15 protein-coding genes, 1 tRNA gene, 1 pseudogene and 1 riboswitch are annotated in these 19,190 nt (G+C 65.5%); of the genes and pseudogenes, 11 read left to right on the top strand and 6 right to left on the bottom strand.

Annotation, left to right across the window (positions count from 1 at the left end):
• Nucleotides 1–35: 35 nt before the first annotated feature.
• Complete coding sequence (locus BW970_RS06520; RefSeq protein WP_076529597.1) at nucleotides 36–1,307, bottom strand: class I SAM-dependent methyltransferase; 1,272 nt, start codon at nucleotides 1,305–1,307, stop codon at nucleotides 36–38.
• A 293-nt stretch (nucleotides 1,308–1,600) separates the two neighbouring features.
• Nucleotides 1,601–1,697, top strand: a riboswitch (TPP riboswitch).
• A 55-nt stretch (nucleotides 1,698–1,752) separates the two neighbouring features.
• On the opposite strand from BW970_RS06520, the gene thiM reads away from it, so the two are divergent.
• The 6 genes from thiM to BW970_RS06490 all read left to right on the top strand — a co-directional run bounded on the left by thiM (nucleotide 1,753) and on the right by BW970_RS06490 (nucleotide 7,054).
• The gene (gene thiM, locus BW970_RS06515) at nucleotides 1,753–2,541 is read left to right on the top strand and encodes a hydroxyethylthiazole kinase (protein WP_076529596.1); all 789 of its coding nucleotides are present in this window, start codon (nucleotides 1,753–1,755) and stop codon (nucleotides 2,539–2,541) included.
• Complete coding sequence (thiE, locus tag BW970_RS06510; RefSeq protein ID WP_076529595.1) at nucleotides 2,538–3,149, top strand: thiamine phosphate synthase; 612 nt, start codon at nucleotides 2,538–2,540, stop codon at nucleotides 3,147–3,149. Before thiM ends, thiE begins: the two co-directional genes overlap by 4 nt.
• Nucleotides 3,146–3,955 (top strand): bifunctional hydroxymethylpyrimidine kinase/phosphomethylpyrimidine kinase, encoded by an 810-nt coding sequence (gene thiD / locus BW970_RS06505; RefSeq protein ID WP_076529594.1) that lies wholly within the window; start codon nucleotides 3,146–3,148, stop codon nucleotides 3,953–3,955. Before thiE ends, thiD begins: the two co-directional genes overlap by 4 nt.
• On the top strand, nucleotides 3,952–4,716 hold the full coding sequence (locus BW970_RS06500; RefSeq protein ID WP_076529593.1) for a 3-oxoacyl-ACP reductase: 765 nt from the start codon (nucleotides 3,952–3,954) through the stop codon (nucleotides 4,714–4,716). Before thiD ends, BW970_RS06500 begins: the two co-directional genes overlap by 4 nt.
• A gap of 83 nt (nucleotides 4,717–4,799) precedes the next feature.
• Complete coding sequence (locus BW970_RS06495; RefSeq protein ID WP_076529592.1) at nucleotides 4,800–5,699, top strand: ribokinase; 900 nt, start codon at nucleotides 4,800–4,802, stop codon at nucleotides 5,697–5,699.
• 248 nt (nucleotides 5,700–5,947) lie between these two features.
• Nucleotides 5,948–7,054 (top strand): TRAP transporter substrate-binding protein, encoded by a 1,107-nt coding sequence (locus BW970_RS06490; RefSeq protein WP_076529591.1) that lies wholly within the window; start codon nucleotides 5,948–5,950, stop codon nucleotides 7,052–7,054.
• Nucleotides 7,055–7,264: 210 nt separating this feature from the next.
• Here the strand turns inward: BW970_RS06490 and BW970_RS06485 are convergent, their stop codons facing one another.
• The 3 genes from BW970_RS06485 to BW970_RS06475 all read right to left on the bottom strand — a co-directional run bounded on the left by BW970_RS06485 (nucleotide 7,265) and on the right by BW970_RS06475 (nucleotide 10,746).
• On the bottom strand, nucleotides 7,265–8,989 hold the full coding sequence (locus BW970_RS06485; RefSeq protein WP_076529590.1) for a TRAP transporter large permease: 1,725 nt from the start codon (nucleotides 8,987–8,989) through the stop codon (nucleotides 7,265–7,267).
• Nucleotides 8,986–9,570, bottom strand: coding sequence for a TRAP transporter small permease subunit (locus tag BW970_RS06480; protein WP_076529589.1), 585 nt, complete (start codon nucleotides 9,568–9,570; stop codon nucleotides 8,986–8,988). The genes BW970_RS06485 and BW970_RS06480 overlap by 4 nt, the downstream gene beginning before the upstream one ends.
• A 261-nt stretch (nucleotides 9,571–9,831) precedes the next feature.
• Nucleotides 9,832–10,746, bottom strand: coding sequence for a LysR substrate-binding domain-containing protein (locus BW970_RS06475; RefSeq protein WP_076529588.1), 915 nt, complete (start codon nucleotides 10,744–10,746; stop codon nucleotides 9,832–9,834).
• A 130-nt stretch (nucleotides 10,747–10,876) separates the two neighbouring features.
• On the opposite strand from BW970_RS06475, the gene katG reads away from it, so the two are divergent.
• The 3 genes and pseudogenes from katG to BW970_RS06460 all read left to right on the top strand — a co-directional run bounded on the left by katG (nucleotide 10,877) and on the right by BW970_RS06460 (nucleotide 14,594).
• The gene (katG, locus tag BW970_RS06470; RefSeq protein ID WP_076529587.1) at nucleotides 10,877–13,051 is read left to right on the top strand and encodes a catalase/peroxidase HPI; all 2,175 of its coding nucleotides are present in this window, start codon (nucleotides 10,877–10,879) and stop codon (nucleotides 13,049–13,051) included.
• A 244-nt stretch (nucleotides 13,052–13,295) separates the two neighbouring features.
• Nucleotides 13,296–14,136, top strand: a pseudogene (gene ypfJ, locus BW970_RS21370) (KPN_02809 family neutral zinc metallopeptidase).
• Nucleotides 14,133–14,594 (top strand): protein-tyrosine phosphatase family protein, encoded by a 462-nt coding sequence (locus tag BW970_RS06460; RefSeq protein WP_076529586.1) that lies wholly within the window; start codon nucleotides 14,133–14,135, stop codon nucleotides 14,592–14,594. The pseudogene ypfJ and the gene BW970_RS06460 overlap by 4 nt, the downstream one beginning before the upstream one ends.
• Nucleotides 14,595–14,843: 249 nt before the next feature.
• On the opposite strand, the gene BW970_RS06455 is transcribed toward BW970_RS06460, so the two are convergent.
• A tRNA-Ile gene (locus tag BW970_RS06455) sits at nucleotides 14,844–14,919 on the bottom strand.
• A 137-nt stretch (nucleotides 14,920–15,056) separates the two neighbouring features.
• Here BW970_RS06455 and BW970_RS06450 point away from each other — a divergent pair.
• Complete coding sequence (locus tag BW970_RS06450) at nucleotides 15,057–16,367, top strand: tetratricopeptide repeat protein (protein WP_076530176.1); 1,311 nt, start codon at nucleotides 15,057–15,059, stop codon at nucleotides 16,365–16,367.
• A 67-nt stretch (nucleotides 16,368–16,434) separates the two neighbouring features.
• Here the strand turns inward: BW970_RS06450 and BW970_RS06445 are convergent, their stop codons facing one another.
• The gene (locus BW970_RS06445; RefSeq protein ID WP_083701156.1) at nucleotides 16,435–17,901 is read right to left on the bottom strand and encodes a ferredoxin reductase family protein; all 1,467 of its coding nucleotides are present in this window, start codon (nucleotides 17,899–17,901) and stop codon (nucleotides 16,435–16,437) included.
• 132 nt (nucleotides 17,902–18,033) lie between these two features.
• Between BW970_RS06445 and BW970_RS06440 the strand changes: the two genes are divergently transcribed.
• Nucleotides 18,034–19,122 carry a polyheme membrane-associated cytochrome C gene (locus tag BW970_RS06440; protein ID WP_083701155.1) on the top strand — a complete coding sequence of 363 codons (1,089 nt, stop codon included), beginning with the start codon at nucleotides 18,034–18,036 and terminating at the stop codon, nucleotides 19,120–19,122.
• Nucleotides 19,123–19,190 lie beyond the last annotated feature (68 nt).

Below are 19,190 nucleotides of genomic sequence, written 5' to 3'. Positions count from 1 at the left end.
GTCTTTGAACCTGTTTCCGCAAGGCGGCCGGGGGATCAGGGCCGGTTCGCATACATGTAGCCACGACGGAACGGATAGGTCGATTGCGCGCCGCGCAGATCGCCGCTGTCCATATTGCCGTCGGGCCGCGTAGCAAGGATCTGGTGCAGCGAGACCCAACCCTCTTCGAAGGCCATGGCGCAGCCTGCCAGATACAGCCGAAAGGCGCGCAGCACCTGATGGCCGCGGTCCTCGCCGTGGCTCTGGATCAGAATGCGCTCGGCTTCCGGCAAGCACGCCTCCAGCCCGTCCGACCATGCCCAGAGCGTCCTGGCATAATGGGGACGCAGCGATTCCGTATCCACCACTTCCAGATCCGCGCCGGCCATTTCGCGCTGGACATGCGAGATGTGAAACAGCTCGCCGCCTGGGAAAATGTACTTTTCGATGAAGTTTCCCAGGCCGCCTGACACCGCCGCATCATCCAGAAAGCCCGATGTGATGCCGTGGTTCATCAAGAGTCCACCGGGCCGCAACAACGCGCGCAGCTTGCGGAAATATATCGGCAGATTGACCCGCCCCACATGTTCGAACATGCCGACAGAGGCGATCTTGTCATAAGGCTGGTCATCGGGAAGGTCGCGGTAATCGCGCAGCTCCATAGTTACGCGGCGTTCCAGCCCCTTTTCATGGATCAGCCGGTTCACATGGGCGTGCTGGTTCCGGGACAAGGTGATGCCTGTCGCAGTGACCCCATAGTTTTCTGCGGCCCACAGCAACAGACCGCCCCAACCCGCACCGACATCCAGGAACCGTTCGCCTGCCTTCAGGTCCAGCTTGCGGCAAATCAGGTCCAGCTTTGCCTCCTGTGCCTGGGCCAGTGTCATCGACGGGTCGGCAAAATAGGCGCAGGAATAGACGCGGCGCGGATCCAGCCACAACTGATAGAAGTCGTCCGACACATCGTAGTGAAAGCTGATCTGGCCGGCGTCCCTGGCGCGGGTATGCATCCGGGCGGAGCGCAGGGTATAGATGGCCCGCCGCAGCCAGCCGGCCTGCACGGCGGCCCCCATTGGGCGGATCAGCCCGGCGGTCAGGGTCATCAGATCGCGCATCCGGCCCTCGATGCCGACCTTGCCTTCGACGATGGCATCCGCGATGGCATCCAGGCGGTTTCCGGTCAGCAGGCGCAGCGCCTTTTCGTCCGGCAGGCGTAGCGTGATCTGCGGGTCGGGCGCACCAATCCGTGCGCCACTGGCAAATTCCAGGGCGGTTGGCAGCGGCAGCCGCTCCAGCCGCTTGCTTGCTTCGTTCACGAGTATCGACATCTGTGTCCTGCCTTTGGATTTCGATGCAGTGGGGACTCGAACCGATTGGCGGGGACTTGCCCGCCCCTACACGGCGTGGGAACCGCAGAGCCTGATGCCGGGCGGTGATCCGCCGCATCCGGTTCCATCGCACGCCACCCCAAGGATTTGCCACGACTCACGAATGTGTCAACCGCCGATGGGCCAAGGCATCTGTGCCGGCAAAGACTTGCCGCGCCGGTCGAGGATCACGCCCCTGACGTTGTCCCGCGGGCCGGGCGCCTTGACATTCTGCCGCCATGGCGATCTGATCGCGGCTCGGACAGGGGCGTTCGCGTGCGCGCGGGCTGAGAAGCACCCTTTGAACCTGAACCAGATCATGCTGGCGTAGGGAGTTCTGAGAGCAGGCTTCCGTTCCGTCGTGGACCCGACCTGCCTTCAGCCCTCGCAGTCGGCAGGGGGCGATATGGACGAAATCGGACAGTATTTGCGGAACATGCGGGCGCAGGCTCCGCTGGTGCACAATATCACCAACTTCGTGGCGATGAATGTCATGGCCAATGTGCTGCTGGCCGTCGGGGCCTCGCCCGCAATGGTCCATGCCCGCGAGGAAGTGGCGGAATTCGCCGCCTTGGCGCAGGCGCTGACGGTGAACATCGGCACGCTGGATCCCGCCTGGGCCGAGGCGATGGAGCTTGCGGCCCGGACCATGGCGGCGCGGGGGCGCCCGTGGGTGCTTGACCCGGTCGGCGTCGGCGCAACACGGTTTCGGCAGGATGTCTGTGCTCGTCTGCTGGACCTGCGGCCCTCGGTCATCCGGGGCAATGCGTCGGAGATATTGGCCCTGGTCGGCCTTGGGGCGGGGGGCAAGGGGACCGATGCGGCGGACAGCGTGGCGGCGGCCGAAGAGGCGGCCCGCGATCTGGCCCGGTGGACGGGGGCGGTCGTCGTGGTTTCCGGGCCGGTCGATTTCATCACCGATGGCAGCCGGGGGTGGCGGGTGGAGAATGGTCATGCACTGATGCCGCGTGTGACCGCGCTTGGTTGCTCGTTGAACGGGGTCATCGCGGCCTTTGTCGCGGGTGATCCCGGCCCTGAACCCGTGGTGGCGGCGATGGCCTGCTATGGGCTTGCAGGCGAAATGGCCGGGCGTGCCGCGCAAGGGCCGGGCAGTTTTGCCGTTGCCTTTCTGGACGCGCTATGTGCCGTGACACCCGAGGATCTGACCCGTGACGCCAGGGTTCTGGCGCTATGATCGGGCCAATCTACGTGGTGACGGACCCGGCATCGGCGGTGCCGGTGATCGAACAGGCGCGTGCCGCGGCGCGCGGCGGGGCATGGGCGGTCCAACTGCGGGACAAGCAGGCCAGCGATGCGGAGCTGCACGCGCTGGTCCGGCAGCTTTTGCCGGAAATGGCGGCGCTGGCTGTGCGTCTGATCGTCAATGACCGGGTCGAGGTGGCCATCAGCGCAGGTGCGGATGGCGTGCATATCGGTCAGGGCGACGGCGATCCCCGCGCCGTGCGCGCGCGATTGGGGTCGGGGCGCCTTGTGGGGCTGTCGGTCGAAACCCTGTCCCAGGCCCGCAGGGTGCCGCCGGGCGTGGATTACATCGGGGCCGGTCCCGTGCGTGCCACCGCGACAAAGCCCGACCACGCGCCACCTGTCGGGCTGGCGGGGCTGGCCGGGATTGCTGCGGCCGCGCCGGTGCCGGTGATTGCCATCGGCGGTCTGGCGCTGGGGGATGCGGCGGCGTTGAAACAGGCAGGCGCCGTGGGCATGGCGGTGGTCAGCGCCGTCACCCGCGCCGCCGATCCCGAAGCTGCAACCCGTGCCTTGCTGCTGGACTGGAGGCAGGCATGATCCCCAACATCTTGTCCATAGCGGGATCCGACCCCTCGGGGGGCGCGGGTATTCAGGCCGACATCAAGGCGATTTCGGCCAATGGCGGCTATGCCATGGCCGCCCTTGCCGCGCTGACAGCGCAGAACACCCGTGGCGTGCGCGCCGTGGATCCGGTGCGCCCCGCAATGATCCGCGACCAGATCGCGATGATCCGCGAGGATATCCGCATTGATGCGGTCAAGATCGGCATGTTGGGGGCCGGCGACGTCGTCGAGGCCGTTGCCGATGCGTTGAACGGCCTGACTGCGCCCGTGGTGCTTGACCCGGTGATGGTGGCGAAAAGCGGCGACCGGCTTTTGCAGGCCGGTGCGGTTGCCGCGCTGCGGGCGTTCTTGCCCTGCGCGACGGTGATCACGCCCAACCTGCCCGAAGCCGCCGATCTGCTGGGCTGCCAAGAGGCCGCCTGCCGGGAGGACATGCAGGATCAGGCCCGCGCCCTGCTGGACCTGGGGCCAAGCGCCGTGCTGTTGAAGGGCGGCCATCTGGGCGGGGCAGGGTCGCCCGATCTGCTGGCGGAACGCGGCGGCCTGCACTGGATCGACGGGCCACGGCACGCGGGCAAGAACACCCATGGCACGGGGTGTAGCCTGTCCTCCGCGCTTGCGACCTGGCTTGGCCATGGGGTTCCGCTGCCCGAGGCGGCGCGGCGCGCCAAGGCGCATGTCGCTGCGGCGATTGCGGCTTCGGGTGAGCTGTCGGTCGGCCACGGCCACGGCCCGATCCATCATTTTCACGTTTCGACCACAAAGGTACGTCTCACATGACCAGATCGCTTTCGGACCAGACCGTTCTTGTCACCGGCGCAGGCCGGGGGCTTGGGGCTGCGATTGCCCGCGCCTTCGCCCGCGAAGGTGCGCGGGTGGCCATCAATTACCGCGCCAGCGAGGGCGCCGCGCAGGCGCTGGCCCAGGACATCGGCCCCCGTGCCGCCGCCTTTCAGGCCGATGTGACAGACGCCGCCCAGGTCATGGACATGGTGGCGGCGATCACCGAGCGGTTTGGGGCGCCGGATGTCCTGATTCACAACGCGCTTGCCGGGTTTTCGTTCAACGGCGAGGCGCGGGCGCATCTTGACCGGCTGACATGGGCGGACATGGCCCATCAGGGCGAGACGGCAGTTGGCGGGCTGCTGGCCTGTCTTCGGGCGCTGCGGCCGCATTTCATGGCGCAAGGGTATGGCCGTGTTATCAGCATCGGCACGAATCTGGTGCAGAATCCCGTTGTTCCCTATCACGACTACACCGCCGCCAAGGCCGCGTTGCTGGGGCTGACGCGGACCGCCGCCAAGGAACTCGGGCCGATGGGCGTGACGGTCAACATGGTGTCTGGCGGGCTGTTGCGCACGACGGATGCCAGCGCCGCGACCCCGGACGCGGTGTTCGACCTTGTCGCGGCCCAGACCCCGCTGGGCCGGGTGACAACACCTGACGATCTGGCGGATGCGGTGTTGTTCTTTGCCTCCCCCTGGGCGCGGGCGGTGACGGGGCAGAACCTGATTGTCGATGGCGGGCTTGTCTTTGGCTGAGTAACGGCCGGGCCGTGCCGCTTGCCATTCGCGCCGATCGGCCCGATATCTCGGACACAGAGGTCTAATGACTGGGGGCTGTCGTGATCCTTGTCTTCGGTTCCATCAACGTGGATCTGGTTGCGCGGGTGGAGGCCATTCCGCGCCCTGGCGAGACGGTCCTTGCCGCTGGTTGTGCCACTCATTTCGGCGGCAAGGGGGCCAATCAGGCGGTGGCTGCGGCGCAGTCCGGGGTGCTGGTGCAGATGGTCGGCGCGGTTGGGCCGGACGGGTTCGGCCAGAGCTGTGCTGAAAATCTGCGCCGCCGAGGCGTCGGCACCGCTTTTTTGCAGCGCGCAGACCTGGCCACCGGCCTTGCGTTCATCACCGTCGATCAGCACGGCGAGAATGCCATCACCGTGGCCAGCGGCGCCAACGGAGAGGTTTCGGCGCAGAACCTGTCCTCTGCCGTGTTCGAGGACATGCGCATCTGTGTGTTGCAGATGGAAGTGCCGCTGGCGGAAAACCTGCGGGCGGCGCGTCGCGCCCGCGCCGCCGGAGGGCGCGTCTTGCTGAACTACGCGCCGGCGCCCAGAACCATCGACGCCGCACAGTTGGAGGAGTTGCTGTCGCTGACGGATGTTCTGGTGATGAACGAACATGAAACCGCCGCGATCCTGGCCATGCGCCCCCGTGATGCCGGAACCGCAGAGGCGCTGGCCGGTGCGTTCGGATTTGCGCTGGTCCGTACCCTCGGGGACAAGGGGGCCGAGGCGGTGCTGCCGGATGGAACGCATTGGCACCAGCCCGCCGCGCAGATCGAGGTGATCGACACCACCGGCGCGGGGGACAGCTTTACCGGCGCCCTTGCCGCGGCCCTGGCGACCGGAATGCCAATGCCCGACGCCATGGCAGAGGCCACCGTCGCCGCCGCTGCCACCTGCGGTTGGGAGGGGGCGCAGCCGCCGCTGCCCCCGACGGCGGAGCATTCTGGCCGCGCCTGACAGGCCCGCGCGCCCGCGCCGCATGGTGATCAACTCGCAGGCAACTGCTGCCGGACGTGGCAGACCGGGCGGCTGCCGAAGCGTCAACGGCGGCCATATTCTGCCGGAATGTCAGGATCTTGGCAAAAGCCCCGTGCTGCTGCTGGACAGAGGCATTCGCGCGTGTAAACTGACCGCGCAGTGCTGCTGTTGAAGGTACGGAAGGTGCCGGGGCAGCCCAGCAACACATTGTGAAAGGGGAGGAATCCTTGGATCGTCGTTCATTCCTGACCAAGGCCGGTATCGCTGGCGTTGGGGCAGCTTCGGCTGCCACCCTGGCCGCTCCGGCCATCGCCCAGTCGATGCCCAAAATCAACTGGCGCATGACATCGTCGTTCCCGAAATCGCTCGATACGATTTACGGTGGCGCAGAAGTCCTGTCGCAGCGCCTGTCCGAGGCGACCGACGGCAATTTCAGCATCCAGGTCTTTGCGGCCGGTGAGATCGTCGGCGGCCTTCAGGCAGCGGATGCCGTGTCGGATGGCGTGGTCGAGGCGTGCCATACCGTCGGCTACTACTACTTCGGCAAGGATCCGACCTGGGCGCTGCCTGCTGCTGTGCCCTTCTCGCTGTCGGCACGCGGGACCAATGCCTGGCACTATCATGGTGGCGGCATCGACCTGTACAACGAATTCCTGGCCGACAAGAACATCTACGCGCTGCCCGGTGGCAACACCGGCACCCAGATGGGCGGTTGGTTCCGCAAGGAAATCAACACCGTCGAAGATCTCAAGGGCCTGAAATTCCGCGTTGGCGGCTTTGCCGGCAAGGTCATGGAAAAGCTGGGCGTCGTGCCGCAGCAGATCGCGGGTGGCGATATCTATCCGTCGCTGGAAAAAGGCACCATCGACGGCGCCGAGTGGGTCGGACCCTATGACGACGAGAAGCTGGGCTTCTTCAAGGTCGCGCCTTACTACTACTATCCCGGCTGGTGGGAAGGTGGCCCGACGGTTCACTTCATGTTCGGCAAGAAAGCCTATGAAGAACTGCCCAAGGCGTATCAGTCGCTGCTGAAGTCGCTGTGTCAGGGTGTCGATGCCGACATGCTGCAAAAATACGACTACAAGAACCCGACCGCGATCCGCTCGCTTGTGGCGCAGGGCACCCAGTTGCGGCCCTTTACCCCCGAGATCCTCGATGCCTGCTTCAAGGCGGCGAACGAGGTCTATGCGGAAATGTCGGCCAGCAATCCGGCATTTGCCAAGATCTGGGAATCGATCAAGGCGTTCCGCTCCGAGAACTACACCTGGGCGCAGATTGCCGAATACAACTACGACACCTTCATGATGATGAAGCAGAACTCGGGCGAGCTGTAAGCCGCCCCTATGCACTGCCAGAAGGCCCCGGCGCAAGCCGGGGCCTTTTGTCATGGCGCTTGGGCGGGGGTGCTGCTGCCATGGGGCGGATGTGCAGCCCCGGCGTGGCGTGGCCCCCTTCGGGTACTTGGATCCAGGCACAGGCGCTGACGTGACGGCCAAACGAAAACGGCCCCCGGTGACGGGGGCCGTGCTGCGCTGTTGCGTCGGTCAGTTGCCCGGCGTTGGCGGTTGCAGGCCGCCGGGGGCGCCTAGCCCACCCGGCGCACCCAGCCCGCCGGGCATACCCAATCCGCCAGGAACGCCAAGCCCGCCCAACCCCGGCATCTGGGGCAGGGTGATGGTGACATTCGTGGTGTCCACCGGCGGCCCCTTGTAGTGCATCACCATCTGCGGGAAGCCGATCACCACCCCGATCATCACAAGCTGGATGCACAGGAACGGAATGGCGCCCAGATAGATTTGCGCCGTTGTCACCGGGGCGATGGTGCGCCCCGTGATCCGGTCAAGATAGGCTTGTCGTGGTGCGACCGAGCGCAGGAAGTGCAGTGCAAAGCCGAACGGCGGATGCATGAACGAGGTTTGCATGTTCACCGCGAGGATCACCCCGAACCAGATCAGGTCAATCCCCAGCGCCTGGGCCGGAGCCACCAGCAGCGGAACGATGATGAAGGCCAGTTCGAAGTAGTCGAGGAAGAACGCCAGGAAGAACACCAGGACCGACACCACAAGGAGAAAGCCCAGCTCGCCCCCCGGCAGCGACACCAGCAGGTGTTCCACCCAGAGGTGCCCGTTCACACCGTAGAAGGTCAGCGAGAACACCCGTGCCCCGATCAGGATGAACATCACGAAGGCAGAAAGCCGGGTGGTCGAGGCGACGGCCGCCGAGATCACCGACAGGCTGAGGCGCTTTTTGGCGGCAGCAAGCAGCAGCGCGCCGACGGCACCCATCGCGCCGCCCTCGGTCGGGGTGGCGATGCCGAGGAAGATGGTGCCCAACACAAGGAACACCAGCGCCAGCGGCGGGATCAGCACGATGATCACCTGTTGGGCCAGGCGGCTCATCACGTTCAGCTTCATGCCTCTGTCCAGCAGCGCGAACAGGTAAACCACAAGCACCCCGGCGGCAAAGCCCAGCATGTCGGCATTGTTGGCGCCGTATTTGGCTGCAAACCAGTGGTGCGACCCCCAGGTGATTGCCGCGCAGGCGGCCAGTGCCACGACCAGCGAGGTGACGCCCGATCCCAGCGTGCGCGCCTCCAGCGGCAGGGCGGGCAGTTTCTTGGGCTGGATCATCGAGATGACGAAGATATACAAGAGATACAGCGTCATCAGCGTCAGGCCGGGGATCAGCGCCCCCTTGTACATGTCGCCCACGGACCGGCCAAGTTGGTCGGCCAGCACGATCAGCACAAGGCTGGGCGGCACGATCTGCGCCAGTGTGCCAGAGGCCGCAATGGCCCCGGCCGCGACCGATCTGTCATAGCCATAGCGCAGCATGATCGGCAGAGAGATCAGGCCCATGGCGATCACCGATGCCGCGACGACCCCGGTGGTCGCCGCAAGAAGCGCCCCCACCAGAACCACCGCATAGGCAAGGCCGCCGCGGATGGGGCCGAACAACTGGCCGATGGTATCCAGCAGATCCTCGGCCATGCCCGAGCGTTCCAGGATCACCCCCATGAAGGTGAAGAAGGGAATGGCCAGCAATGTCTCGTTTGACAGCACCGACCAGAAACGGTCGGGCAAGGCGGCCAGCAGGGGCCAGGACAGGTTGATCGACCCGTTCGACAGCGGCGCCAGTTCGACACCGATGAAGAAGAACAGCAGGCCATGTGCGGCCAGCGAGAATGCCACCGGATAGCCCAGAAGCAGGAACAGGATCAGAGAGGCAAACATGATGGGCGCCATGTTCAGCGCGATGAATTCCATCATTTCTTGAGCTCTCCGATCAATGACTCGGCTTCGACGGTGGCGGCGTCATGCGAGGATACGAAGGGGGTAGGGTCTTCGATGTCGCCACGCATCACCGCGATCTTCTTGATGATTTCCGAGATGGCCTGGATGGTCAGCAGGATGAAACCCACCAGCAGCAGCGCCTTGGCGGGCCAGATGATCAGCCCCCCGGCGTTCGAGGACATTTCGCCAGAGCGGATCGACTTCATGGTGTAGGGCCACAGGTAGTAGACCATCAGCAGGCTGAAGGGCAGCAGGAACAGGGCATGGCCCACAAGGTCGATCCAGTGCTGCACGCGACGACTGAACATGCCGTAGACGATGTCGATGCGGATATGTTCGTTCTGCTTCAGCGTATAGGCGGCCGCCAGCAGGAATGCCGCGCCGAACAGGTACCATTGCGCCTCGAGCCAGGCGTTCGAGGACATGCTGAATATCTTGCGGATAAGGGCGTTGGCCGCACTGATCAGGATTGCCACAAGGATCGCCCACATCACGATCTTGCCGACAATCTCGTTCAAGCGGTCTATGCCTCTGGACAGTGCCAAGAGAGCATTCATATGTGGATTTCTCCCCCTTAGTCTTGGTTTTCTTCCATTTCGGATTGGCCCGGAACGCTCGATCCGCGCCAAAAACCTATGCCCGTCGTGCGCCCCCGGTGTCAATCGTTCCGCGCGCGCGGGGGCTCGCGCGGAGTGAACCGCAACGGGCGCGTGGCTGTGGGGTGGGGGCGGTGTCTATTTGGTGGGCATCGGCGTCTGGCGTGGCCGTCGTCGGGGCGGGCAGGTCAGGCGCCGCGGGTTTCGGGCCGAGGGATACGCTCACGCCGGCATGACGGGGGAGGGCTGCTTTTGCGCGGTCTGGCGTACCACGGCGGCGATGTCCGCAAGCTGCCGCGTCACGGGGCTGCTGCGGCGCCAGACCATGCCGATCGTGCGGCTTGGTCTGGGATCGCGGAATCGTGTCACCGACACATTGGCGGAGCGGGTTTCCACCGGCACGGCCATTTCCGGGATCAGCGTCACACCGATACCTGCCGCGACCATCTGCACCAATGTGGCCAGCGAGCTGCCATCCATCAATTCACGTGGGCGGGTGCTGGCCATGCTGCAAAACGACAGAGCCTGATCGCGGAAGCAATGGCCCTCTTCCAGCAGCAGCAGGCGCATCTCGCGCAGCATTGCGGCATCGGGCACCGGGCGGTCGGCGTCCTGTGCTGGGCGGACCAGAACAAAGTCTTCGGAAAACAAGGCCACTTCGGTCAGCGCCGGTTCCGAAACAGGCAGCGCGACGATGGCGGTATCCAGCCGCCCGTCCAGCAGTTCCTGCAACAGCTTCGGGGTGACGGTCTCGCGCAGGTTCAGGTCCAGGCCGGGATAGTGCTGCGTCAGTTGCCCGATGATCGCAGGCAACAGATAGGGGGCGACCGTGGGAATGACCCCGATCCGCAGGCGCCCGGCGGGTTTGCCGTTGGCGGCTTGCGCCAGGTCGTCCAACTCGTCCACCGCACGCAGGATTCCACTGGCGCGTTCCAGAAAGGTCTCGCCAAAGCCGGTCAGCCGGATTTGCCGCGCGCTGCGCTCCAGCAGCGGGGCGCCCAGGGTAAGTTCCAGTTCCTTGATCTGCATCGACAGGGCAGGTTGCGTGACAGAGCAGGCCTCGGCCGCATGGCCGAAATGCCGGTGGCGGGCCAGAGCCTCGAAATAGCGCATTTGTTTGAGGGTCAGGTTCAGCATCAGATAAACTTATCACCATGATCAGAACTATCAAGTTCCTCTGATGCGAAGTTCCTGATAAGAATGATTCCAGATTGCAGCGGACCCCAGCGGGCCGCCGCAGGGTGATGCAGCACAGACGGAGGCCACGATGGATGGAAATGAAGTGAACACGGGCGGCAAATGCCCGGTGATGCACGGCGCGGTGACGGCGGCGGGCAAGTCGAACACCGATTGGTGGCCGAATGCGCTGAACCTGGACATCCTGCACCAGCATGACAGCAAGACCAACCCGATGGGCAAGGACTTCAGCTATCGGGATGCGGTCAAGACACTGGATTTCGATGCGGTCAAGCGCGACGTCCATGCCCTGATGACCGACAGCCAGTCGTGGTGGCCGGCGGATTGGGGCCATTATGGCGGCCTGATGATCCGCATGGCCTGGCACGCCGCCGGTTCCTACCGTCTGGCCGATGGCCGGGGCGGCGGCGGCACCGGAAACCAGCGCTTTGCCCCGCTGAACAGCTGGCCTGACAACGTAAGCCTCGACAAGGCCCGCCGTCTGCTGTGGCCGATCAAGAAGAAATACGGCAACAAGCTCAGCTGGGCCGACCTGATCATCCTGGCGGGCAATGTCGCCTATGAATCCATGGGGCTGAAAACCTTTGGCTTCGGCTATGGCCGCGAGGATATCTGGCATCCCGAGAAGGATGTCTACTGGGGTTCGGAAAAGGAATGGCTCGCGCCGTCCGACAGCCGGTATGGCGATGTCGAGAACCCCGAGACGATGGAAAACCCGCTGGCCGCCGTGCAGATGGGGCTGATCTACGTCAACCCCGAAGGGGTGAACGGCAAGCCCGATCCGCTCAAGACGGCAGCCCAGGTGCGCGAGACCTTCGCCCGCATGGCGATGAATGACGAGGAAACCGTTGCGCTGACCGCTGGTGGCCATACGGTCGGCAAGACCCATGGCAACGGCAACGCACAGGCGCTGGGTCTGGACCCGGAATCGGCGGACGTGACCGAGCAGGGGATGGGCTGGTCCAACCCGCACATGGCGGGCAAGGCCGCGAATGCCGTGACTTCGGGGCTGGAAGGGGCCTGGACCACGCATCCGACCGTGTTCGACATGGGCTTTTTCGACATGCTGTTCGGCCACGAGTGGGAACTGCGCCGCAGCCCCGCCGGCGCCCAGCAGTGGGAGCCGGTGAACATCCGCGAGGAAGACAAGCCCCTGGATGCGACCGACCCGACCAAGCGTCATAACCCGATGATGACCGACGCCGACATGGCGATGAAGGTGGATCCGGTCTATCGCGCGATCTGCGAAAAGTTCATGGCGGATCCGGAATACTTCAAGGACACCTTCGCGCGCGCCTGGTTCAAGCTGACCCACCGCGACATGGGGCCCAAGGCACGCTACATCGGCCCCGAGGTGCCTGCCGAAGATCTGATCTGGCAGGATCCGGTGCCCGCAGGGAACATGTCCTATGACGTCGATGCGGTGAAGGCACGTATCGCCGCCTCGGGCCTGTCGGGTGCCGAGATGATCGCCACCGCCTGGGACAGCGCGCGCACCTATCGCGGGTCCGACATGCGGGGCGGTGCCAATGGCGCGCGTATCCGTCTGGCACCGCAAAAGGACTGGGACGGCAACGAGCCCGCCCGTCTGGCCCGCGTGCTGTCGGTGCTGGAGCCGATCGCGGCCGACACCGGGGCAAGCGTGGCGGATGTCATCGTTCTGGCTGGCAATGTCGGTCTGGAACAGGCCATCAAGGCCGCGGGTTTCAACGTGGCGGTGCCCTTTGCGCCGGGCCGCGGTGACGCAACCGATGCGATGACCGATGCGGCCTCGTTCGACGTGCTGGAGCCGCTGGCCGATGGCTATCGCAACTGGCTGAAGAAGGACTATGTGGTCAGCCCCGAGGAACTGATGCTGGATCGTACCCAGTTGATGGGCCTGACGGCGGCCGAGATGACCTGTCTGGTCGGCGGGATGCGGGTGTTGGGCACCAACCACGGTGGCACCGCGCATGGCGTGCTCACCGACCGGGTGGGCGCCTTGACCACCGACTTCTTTGTCAACCTGACCGATATGGCGAACACCTGGGCCAAGGCCGGAGACCACTATGAAATCCGCGACCGCCAGACTGGCGCGGTGAAGTGGACGGCCACGCGGATGGATCTGGTGTTCGGCTCGAACGCGGTCCTGCGTGCCTATGCCGAGGTCTATGCCCAGGACGACAATGCGGAGAAGTTCGTCAAGGATTTCGTGGCGGCCTGGACCAAGGTGATGAACGCCGACCGCTTCGATCTGGTGGCCTGACGGGCGCATCGGGACGTTTGGGGGCCGCAGCGCAAGCTGCGGCCCCGTTTTTTTGCCGGTCCTGCGCGATGCCGGGCCGCCCGCGTTTGGATACGCCGGGGGGGCGCTGCCCCCCGGACCCCCCAGGGGTATTTGGGGCAAGATGAAATGGCAGACCCTGCGCGCGGACGGGGGCGGATACTGGGCGTTTCCATCCTCGGGACGGGCGGCTAGGCTGATCGGATCGAGTCGGTGGAGGGCTATCATGCGGTTTGGCGGGCAGCGGCGGAGCCGGAATGTCGAGGATCGCCGGGGCAGGGGGGGCGCTGCCGTGGGCAGGCTGTCGGGAGTCGCGCTGCTGGCAGTCCTGGCGATCGGCTATTTTGTCGGCATTGACGTGACCCCGCTGTTGCAGGGGCTGGATCAGGGCGGGGCACCGGGCGAAAGCCGCGCTCTGACCCCCGAGGAGGAAAAGGCAGGGGTTTGGGTCGGTCAGGTGCTGGGCACCACCGAGGATGTCTGGGCCGAGCGATTCCGTACCGAGTTGAACGCGCGGTATACGCCGCCGGTACTGGTGCTGTATGCCGACGTGACGCAAAGCCCGTGTGGCGGTGCGTCCGGGGCGACGGGGCCGTTCTACTGCCCTGGCGATCGCAAGATTTACCTCGATACTGCGTTCTTTGCCACCATGGCGCGCGAACTGGGGGCGCCTGGGGAGCTTGCGGCGGCCTATGTGATCGCCTCATGAGGTGGCGCATCATGTTCAGGATGAGCTTGGCATTCTGGGCAAGGCGAACCAGGCGCGGGCGCGGATGTCTCCGGCGGAGTCGAATGCGGTCTCGGTGCGGATCGAGTTGCAGGCCGATTGCCTGGCCGGGGTCTGGGCCGAAAGCGTCAATGCGTTGTTGAAACCCGGAGATGTGGAGCAGGCGATCACTGCGGCGCGGCAGATCGGGGACGATACCTTGCAGCGCCGGGCGGGCCGGGTTCCGCAGCCGCACATCTTCAGCCACGGCTCCTCCGCCCAGCGTGTTCGCTGGTTCACACGCGGGTACGAACGTGGCCGCATGGATGCCTGCGACACCTTCGGGACGGACCGGTTGTGAGCCTTCCTGCCGCACAGGTGCCGGTCGGGGCTGGCTGGCTGTCCTTGTCGCCCTTGCCGGGGCGCGGCGGGGATCTGGCCGGCGATGTGGCTGCGCTGGCGGCGTGGGGGGCCGATCTGGTGGTCAGCCTGACGCAGGCACAGGAAATGGACACGGGCGATCTGGCGGGTGCCCTGGGGTTGGCGGGGCTTGGCTGGCGGCATCTGCCGGTGCCGGATTATGGTGTGCCGGGACCGGGCGAAGGGCTGGTGCTGGTTGACGAATTGTCGGCGCGGCTGGCGTCTGGTGGGCGGATCGCGCTGCATTGCCTTGGCGGCTGTGGCCGGTCGGGAATGCTGGCACTGAGGCTTATGGTGCGCAGCGGCGAAGCGCCCGATGCCGCGCTGATCCGGCTGCGCGCCGCGCGCCCCTGCGCGATCGAGACATCTGGGCAGATGGACTGGGCAAGACGGGGCTAGGGTATTCTGACGGCGTGTTTGGCCCGCTGGGGGGCGCTGTTCAGGATGGACCGCAACTGGCGCCGCGCCGCGCCAGGGCCGCCTTGCATGACTGGTGCACGAGTCGGCCCCCGACAAGCGGCTCTGGACCCGGATGGGCAAGACGGTGGCGGACCTTGCCTGGGGCTGAGAGCTTGTGTCCCACGCGCTATATTGTCGTGGGGCGAAATTGTTGTAATGGATTGATATTAATGCATTAATTTTGTGCGTTGGTAGGCCCGGAGGGACTCGAACCCCCAACCAAGGCGTTATGAGCGCCCTGCTCTGACCATTGAGCTACAGGCCCGACCTGCGCCATGGGTGGCAGATCGTGGCGCAGGGGTCAAGTTCATAGCTGGGCCTCCGTGCCAGGGGCGTTGACCTTTTGGGCGGCGCGGTGTCTCGTGCGGGCGGATGGCGATACGGGACGGGACCAAGATGGGCATGGCGCAGGATCTTCAGGGCAATCCGCTGTTGGGGGCAAACCCGGCCGCGGTGGTGGCATTCGATGAAGCTTTGCGCGCCTATGCCACCTATCACGGCGATCCTGTGGCCGCGCTTGACCGGGGTATTGCTGCGGCACCGGAGTGCGCGATGCTGTGGCTGGCCAAGGCCTGGCTCTACGGGCTTGCGACCGAACCCGGCGCAACGGCGATGGCGCGTGACTTCGTTGCGCGGGCGCAGGCGCTGGCGGGCGGCAAGCGCGAAGCGGCGCACGGCGAGGCGCTGGCGCGGTTGCTGGCAGGCAACTGGACGTCGGCAGGGCTTGTCCTGGAACGCTGGCAGGCAGAGATGCCGCATGACCTGCTGGCGCTGCAATCGGGGCATCTGATCGACTTCTTCAGCGCCAATGCGCGGGCCTTGCGGGATCGGGTGGCGCGTGTGCTGCCGCTGTGGCGTGATGTGCCCGGAGAAAGCTGGGTGATGGGCATGGCCGCCTTTGGCTTTGAGGAGGCGGGCGATTATGCGCGTGCCGAAGACCTCGGGCGCGAGGCGGTGGAGCGCGATCCACGCGATTCATGGGCGCATCATGCGGTTGCCCATGTGATGGAAATGATGGGGCGCCCCCAGGATGGTCTTGGCTGGATGATCGCGCGCGAGCCCTATTGGGCATCGGACGACGACAACCTTCAGGTGCACAACTGGTGGCACCGCGCCTTGTGCCATATCGAGACCGACGACATCGCCGGGGCATTGGCGCTATATGACGGGCCGGTGCGCCGTGGCGGACTGGGGCTGGCCTTGCCGCTTGCCGATGGGGCGGCCCTGTTGTGGCGGCTGGAGATGCAGGGGGCGGATGTCGGCACGCGCTGGGAGGAGCTGTCCGACAAATGGGAAGGGCACGAGGCCCCCGGCTTTTATGCGTTCAACGATCTCCACGCGGCCATGGCGCATGTCGGGGCTGGCCGGTTTGATCGTGCGGGGAGGTTGCTGTCCGGGGCATCGGGCGACAGCGAGGCGGCTGGCTGGATGCGCCGTTATGGCCTGCCACTGGTCGAAGGCGTGATCGCATTCCGCCGGGGCGACTATGACCTCGCCGCAGATCGCCTGATGCAGGCACGCCATATCTCTGGCGGTTTTGGTGGCAGCCACGCACAGCGCGATGTCATCGACTGGACCCTGGCCGAGACCGCGATACGTGGGCGGATGCCGGGCCTTGCAGAGGCACTTGCACGCGAGCGTCTGGCGACACGCCCGCATTCCCCGGTGAACCGCAGCTTCCTGCGCCGCGCGGTGGCGTTGCGCGAGGCATGATCGCCGGGTCGGCAGGCGGGGGGCGCACATAGGCCGGTGGCGACGCGACGCCAGCAGATGGATGCTGTCAGAGCGCGGAAAATCCTGCCACGGCACAGGCCAGCACTGCGCCGATGGTCAGAAATCCCAAGGCACGCCGCCGATCCTGCCGGGATGCGCCGCCTGTGTAGTCGAAGCGTTCATAGACCACCTGATTCATCGGCAGCCCCAACGACACAAGTGCGTCGGACACCGCTGTCACCATCGCGCCGGGGCCGCAGATCAGGGCCACTGTCTGATCCAGCTCCAGCCCGGCCAACAGGTGGTGCAGCCGTTGGTCGGACAGGCGGCCCAGTTCGCCATCCCAGCCTGGGCCATCGGTTTCGCTGACCAGCAAGACCCGCAGATCAAGCACGGTTTTCGCCGCCTCTATCTCTGGCAGGCAGGCAAAGTTCGCCGGGGCACCCGCCGCATAGGCAAGGCGCACTGGTCGCGGATCGCGCCGGGCCACCAGATCGCGCAGCAGCCCCATGACGGGGGCAATGCCGACCCCGCCCGCCACCAGCAGAACCGCGCTGCCAGGGTGGGCCTCCAGCGTGAATTCGCCATAGGGTCCGTCGATGCCGATGGCGGTTCCGGGGGGCAGCGCGCCGATGGTCCGGGTGAAATCGCCCGCTTCCTTGACGATCAGGCTCAGCCCCGGCCGCAGCGGGCTGTCCGCAATCGAGAACGGATGGTCAAACAGCGGAAACCGGCGTCGGCCTTCGGTCATCCAGACGAACTGACCTGCCGCATAGTCGAGGGCCGGGGTGCCCGGCGCGGGCTGAATGTCGAGCTCCCACAGCCGATCTGCAAGTCTGGTGACAGAGACCAGGCGCCAGGGCCGCCCGTGCAGCCGCGCCCAACGCCACACATATAGAATGGCGATGACGAGCGCGACGAGCAGACCCGTTACCCACCAGGCTGCGTTGAGCGGCCCTGTGGCGCTGAAGCGCCCGGCAGAAATTGCATGATGCAGCCCGCCACCAACGGCCAGAAGGGCCAGTATGACGTGAACCGCCCGCCAGATCTCGTAGCGCCAGGGCAGGTGGTCGCGCAGAACGGAGGTGATGACCAGCGCCAGCAGCGCGGCCAGCGCCACGACCCCTGACCGATAGTGCGGCAAGGTCAGGTAGGCGGCCAGCCGCTCGCCCCCCAGGTCGGGCGCGTCAAGCCAGGTGGGCAGCACATAGGCCAGCGGGTGAAGCACCGCAGCAATCAGCACCCACCAGGCGGCGATCTTGTGAAACGCCATCACCTTGTCGATACCAAGTCGGCCCGAGACGCTTTCGAACCGGCCGGATGTGACAAACTGGATTGCCATGGCGACAAGGGCGATCAGCCCCAGCGCCGCCGCCGCCCGTTCCCAGGTGTCCGGCGGAGCAACATCTTGCGTTGCCGCCACGCCCAGCGGCAGCAGGCACACCGCTAGATAGATCCCGGCCAAGCGCGGCCCCGTCAGATGCAGGCGGGGCTTGTGCCCCGTGCGGGCGCGTGCGGGCAGATCCGGTTTCATTTATCCATCCGTCGACGTTGCCGAGGCGCAGGGTAGCACGCCCACGGTATCTCACATTGACCCTGATCAAGGTATGAAACCTGCATTCAGGCAGAATGTTCGCCTGTCCGACAGAACCGGAGGAGATCAGCGATGTCATTGTCCAGCCTGTTGCGCGTGGTGTGTGCCCTGGCTGTGGGCCTCGGGATGGCGTCGCCCGTGGCGTCGCAGCACGAGGCGGATCTGCCAAAGCTGGTCGAACGCTGGTTGGCTTCGCCGCATGGCGATTACAGTTCGCTGTCGTTCACCTACTGGAACAAGGACGGCGCAGTGCCAGTGGCCTGTGCGGCCTGTCATTCCCAGCCGGGGTTCATTGACTGGCTGGGGGCGGATGGCAGTGCCCCCGGCGTGGTGGATCACCCGGCGGCCATCAATGCGCCGATCGGCTGCGCGTCCTGTCATACCGCCGCCGCCCATGCGCTGGACCGCGTGGGCTTTCCGTCTGGCGAGACTGTCGCCGGTCTTGGCCCGTCGGCGGTCTGCACGGTGTGCCATCAGGGGCGGCAGGCAGGGGATAATGTGATCACGGCCACCCAGGGCCTGGACGAAGATGCGGTATCCTCGCAGCTTGGGTTCCTGAACGTGCACTATGGCGTGGCCGCGGCCGTGATGCACGGGGCCGATGTGCGGGGCGGCTTTCACTACCCCGGCAAGAGCTATGCCGGTCGGTTTGCCCATGTGCCCAGTGCCAATAGCTGTGTGGCCTGCCATGATCCTCATACCACCCAGGTGGCCACCGATGGCTGCCTGTCGTGCCACCGTGGGGTGACCAGCCTCCGGGATATCCGCACACGCCACGGCGATTTTGACGGCGACGGCTCTGCGGCCGGTGGGGTACATTCCGAGATCCTGGGGTTGCACGCCCGGTTGTATGCCGCGATCCAGAGCTATGCCGCCACGGTTGCGCGCGCGCCCATAGGCTATGCCAACGGTACGTTTCCCTATTTCTTCAACGACACCAACGCGGATGGCCAGATTGGCCCGGACGAGGCGATCTTTCCCAATCGCTATCAGAGCTGGACGCCCCGCTTGCTGAAAGCCGCGTACAACTATCAGGTCGCCATGAAGGATCCCGGCGGCTATGTGCACAATCCAACCTACATCCTGCAACTTCTGCATGACAGTCTGGAAAACCTGTCAGAGCAGGTGACACTGGATATGCGGCGCGTCCGCAGGCCCTGAGTGCGGGCGCGGCCCGCGGTCCTCTGTGCCGTCGGGCCGGGCCGGAGCCTCGGGCAGGCCATGGCCTG

It is taken from the genome of Gemmobacter megaterium (assembly GCF_900156815.1).
GTDB classification, from domain to species: Bacteria; Pseudomonadota; Alphaproteobacteria; order Rhodobacterales; family Rhodobacteraceae; genus Wagnerdoeblera; species Wagnerdoeblera megaterium.
Note: the sequence above shows the minus strand (reverse complement) of the source record. Positions and strands in the feature narration are given on the sequence as shown.

Excerpts from the sequence above, each read along its gene's own strand:
- BW970_RS06485 (WP_076529590.1), bottom strand. The coding sequence starts at position 8,989 with ATGATGGAATTCATCGCGCTGAACATGGCGCCCATCATGTTTGCCTCT.
- BW970_RS06445 (WP_083701156.1), bottom strand. The coding sequence starts at position 17,901 with ATGAAACCGGATCTGCCCGCACGCGCCCGCACGGGGCACAAGCCCCGC.
- BW970_RS06450 (WP_076530176.1), top strand. The coding sequence starts at position 15,057 with ATGGCGCAGGATCTTCAGGGCAATCCGCTGTTGGGGGCAAACCCGGCC.
- BW970_RS06500 (WP_076529593.1), top strand. The coding sequence starts at position 3,952 with ATGACCAGATCGCTTTCGGACCAGACCGTTCTTGTCACCGGCGCAGGC.
- katG (WP_076529587.1), top strand. The coding sequence starts at position 10,877 with ATGGATGGAAATGAAGTGAACACGGGCGGCAAATGCCCGGTGATGCAC.
- thiM (WP_076529596.1), top strand. The coding sequence starts at position 1,753 with ATGGACGAAATCGGACAGTATTTGCGGAACATGCGGGCGCAGGCTCCG.
- BW970_RS06520 (WP_076529597.1), bottom strand. The coding sequence starts at position 1,307 with ATGTCGATACTCGTGAACGAAGCAAGCAAGCGGCTGGAGCGGCTGCCG.
- BW970_RS06440 (WP_083701155.1), top strand. The coding sequence starts at position 18,034 with ATGTCATTGTCCAGCCTGTTGCGCGTGGTGTGTGCCCTGGCTGTGGGC.
- BW970_RS06480 (WP_076529589.1), bottom strand. The coding sequence starts at position 9,570 with ATGAATGCTCTCTTGGCACTGTCCAGAGGCATAGACCGCTTGAACGAG.
- BW970_RS06475 (WP_076529588.1), bottom strand. The coding sequence starts at position 10,746 with ATGCTGAACCTGACCCTCAAACAAATGCGCTATTTCGAGGCTCTGGCC.
- thiE (WP_076529595.1), top strand. The coding sequence starts at position 2,538 with ATGATCGGGCCAATCTACGTGGTGACGGACCCGGCATCGGCGGTGCCG.
- thiD (WP_076529594.1), top strand. The coding sequence starts at position 3,146 with ATGATCCCCAACATCTTGTCCATAGCGGGATCCGACCCCTCGGGGGGC.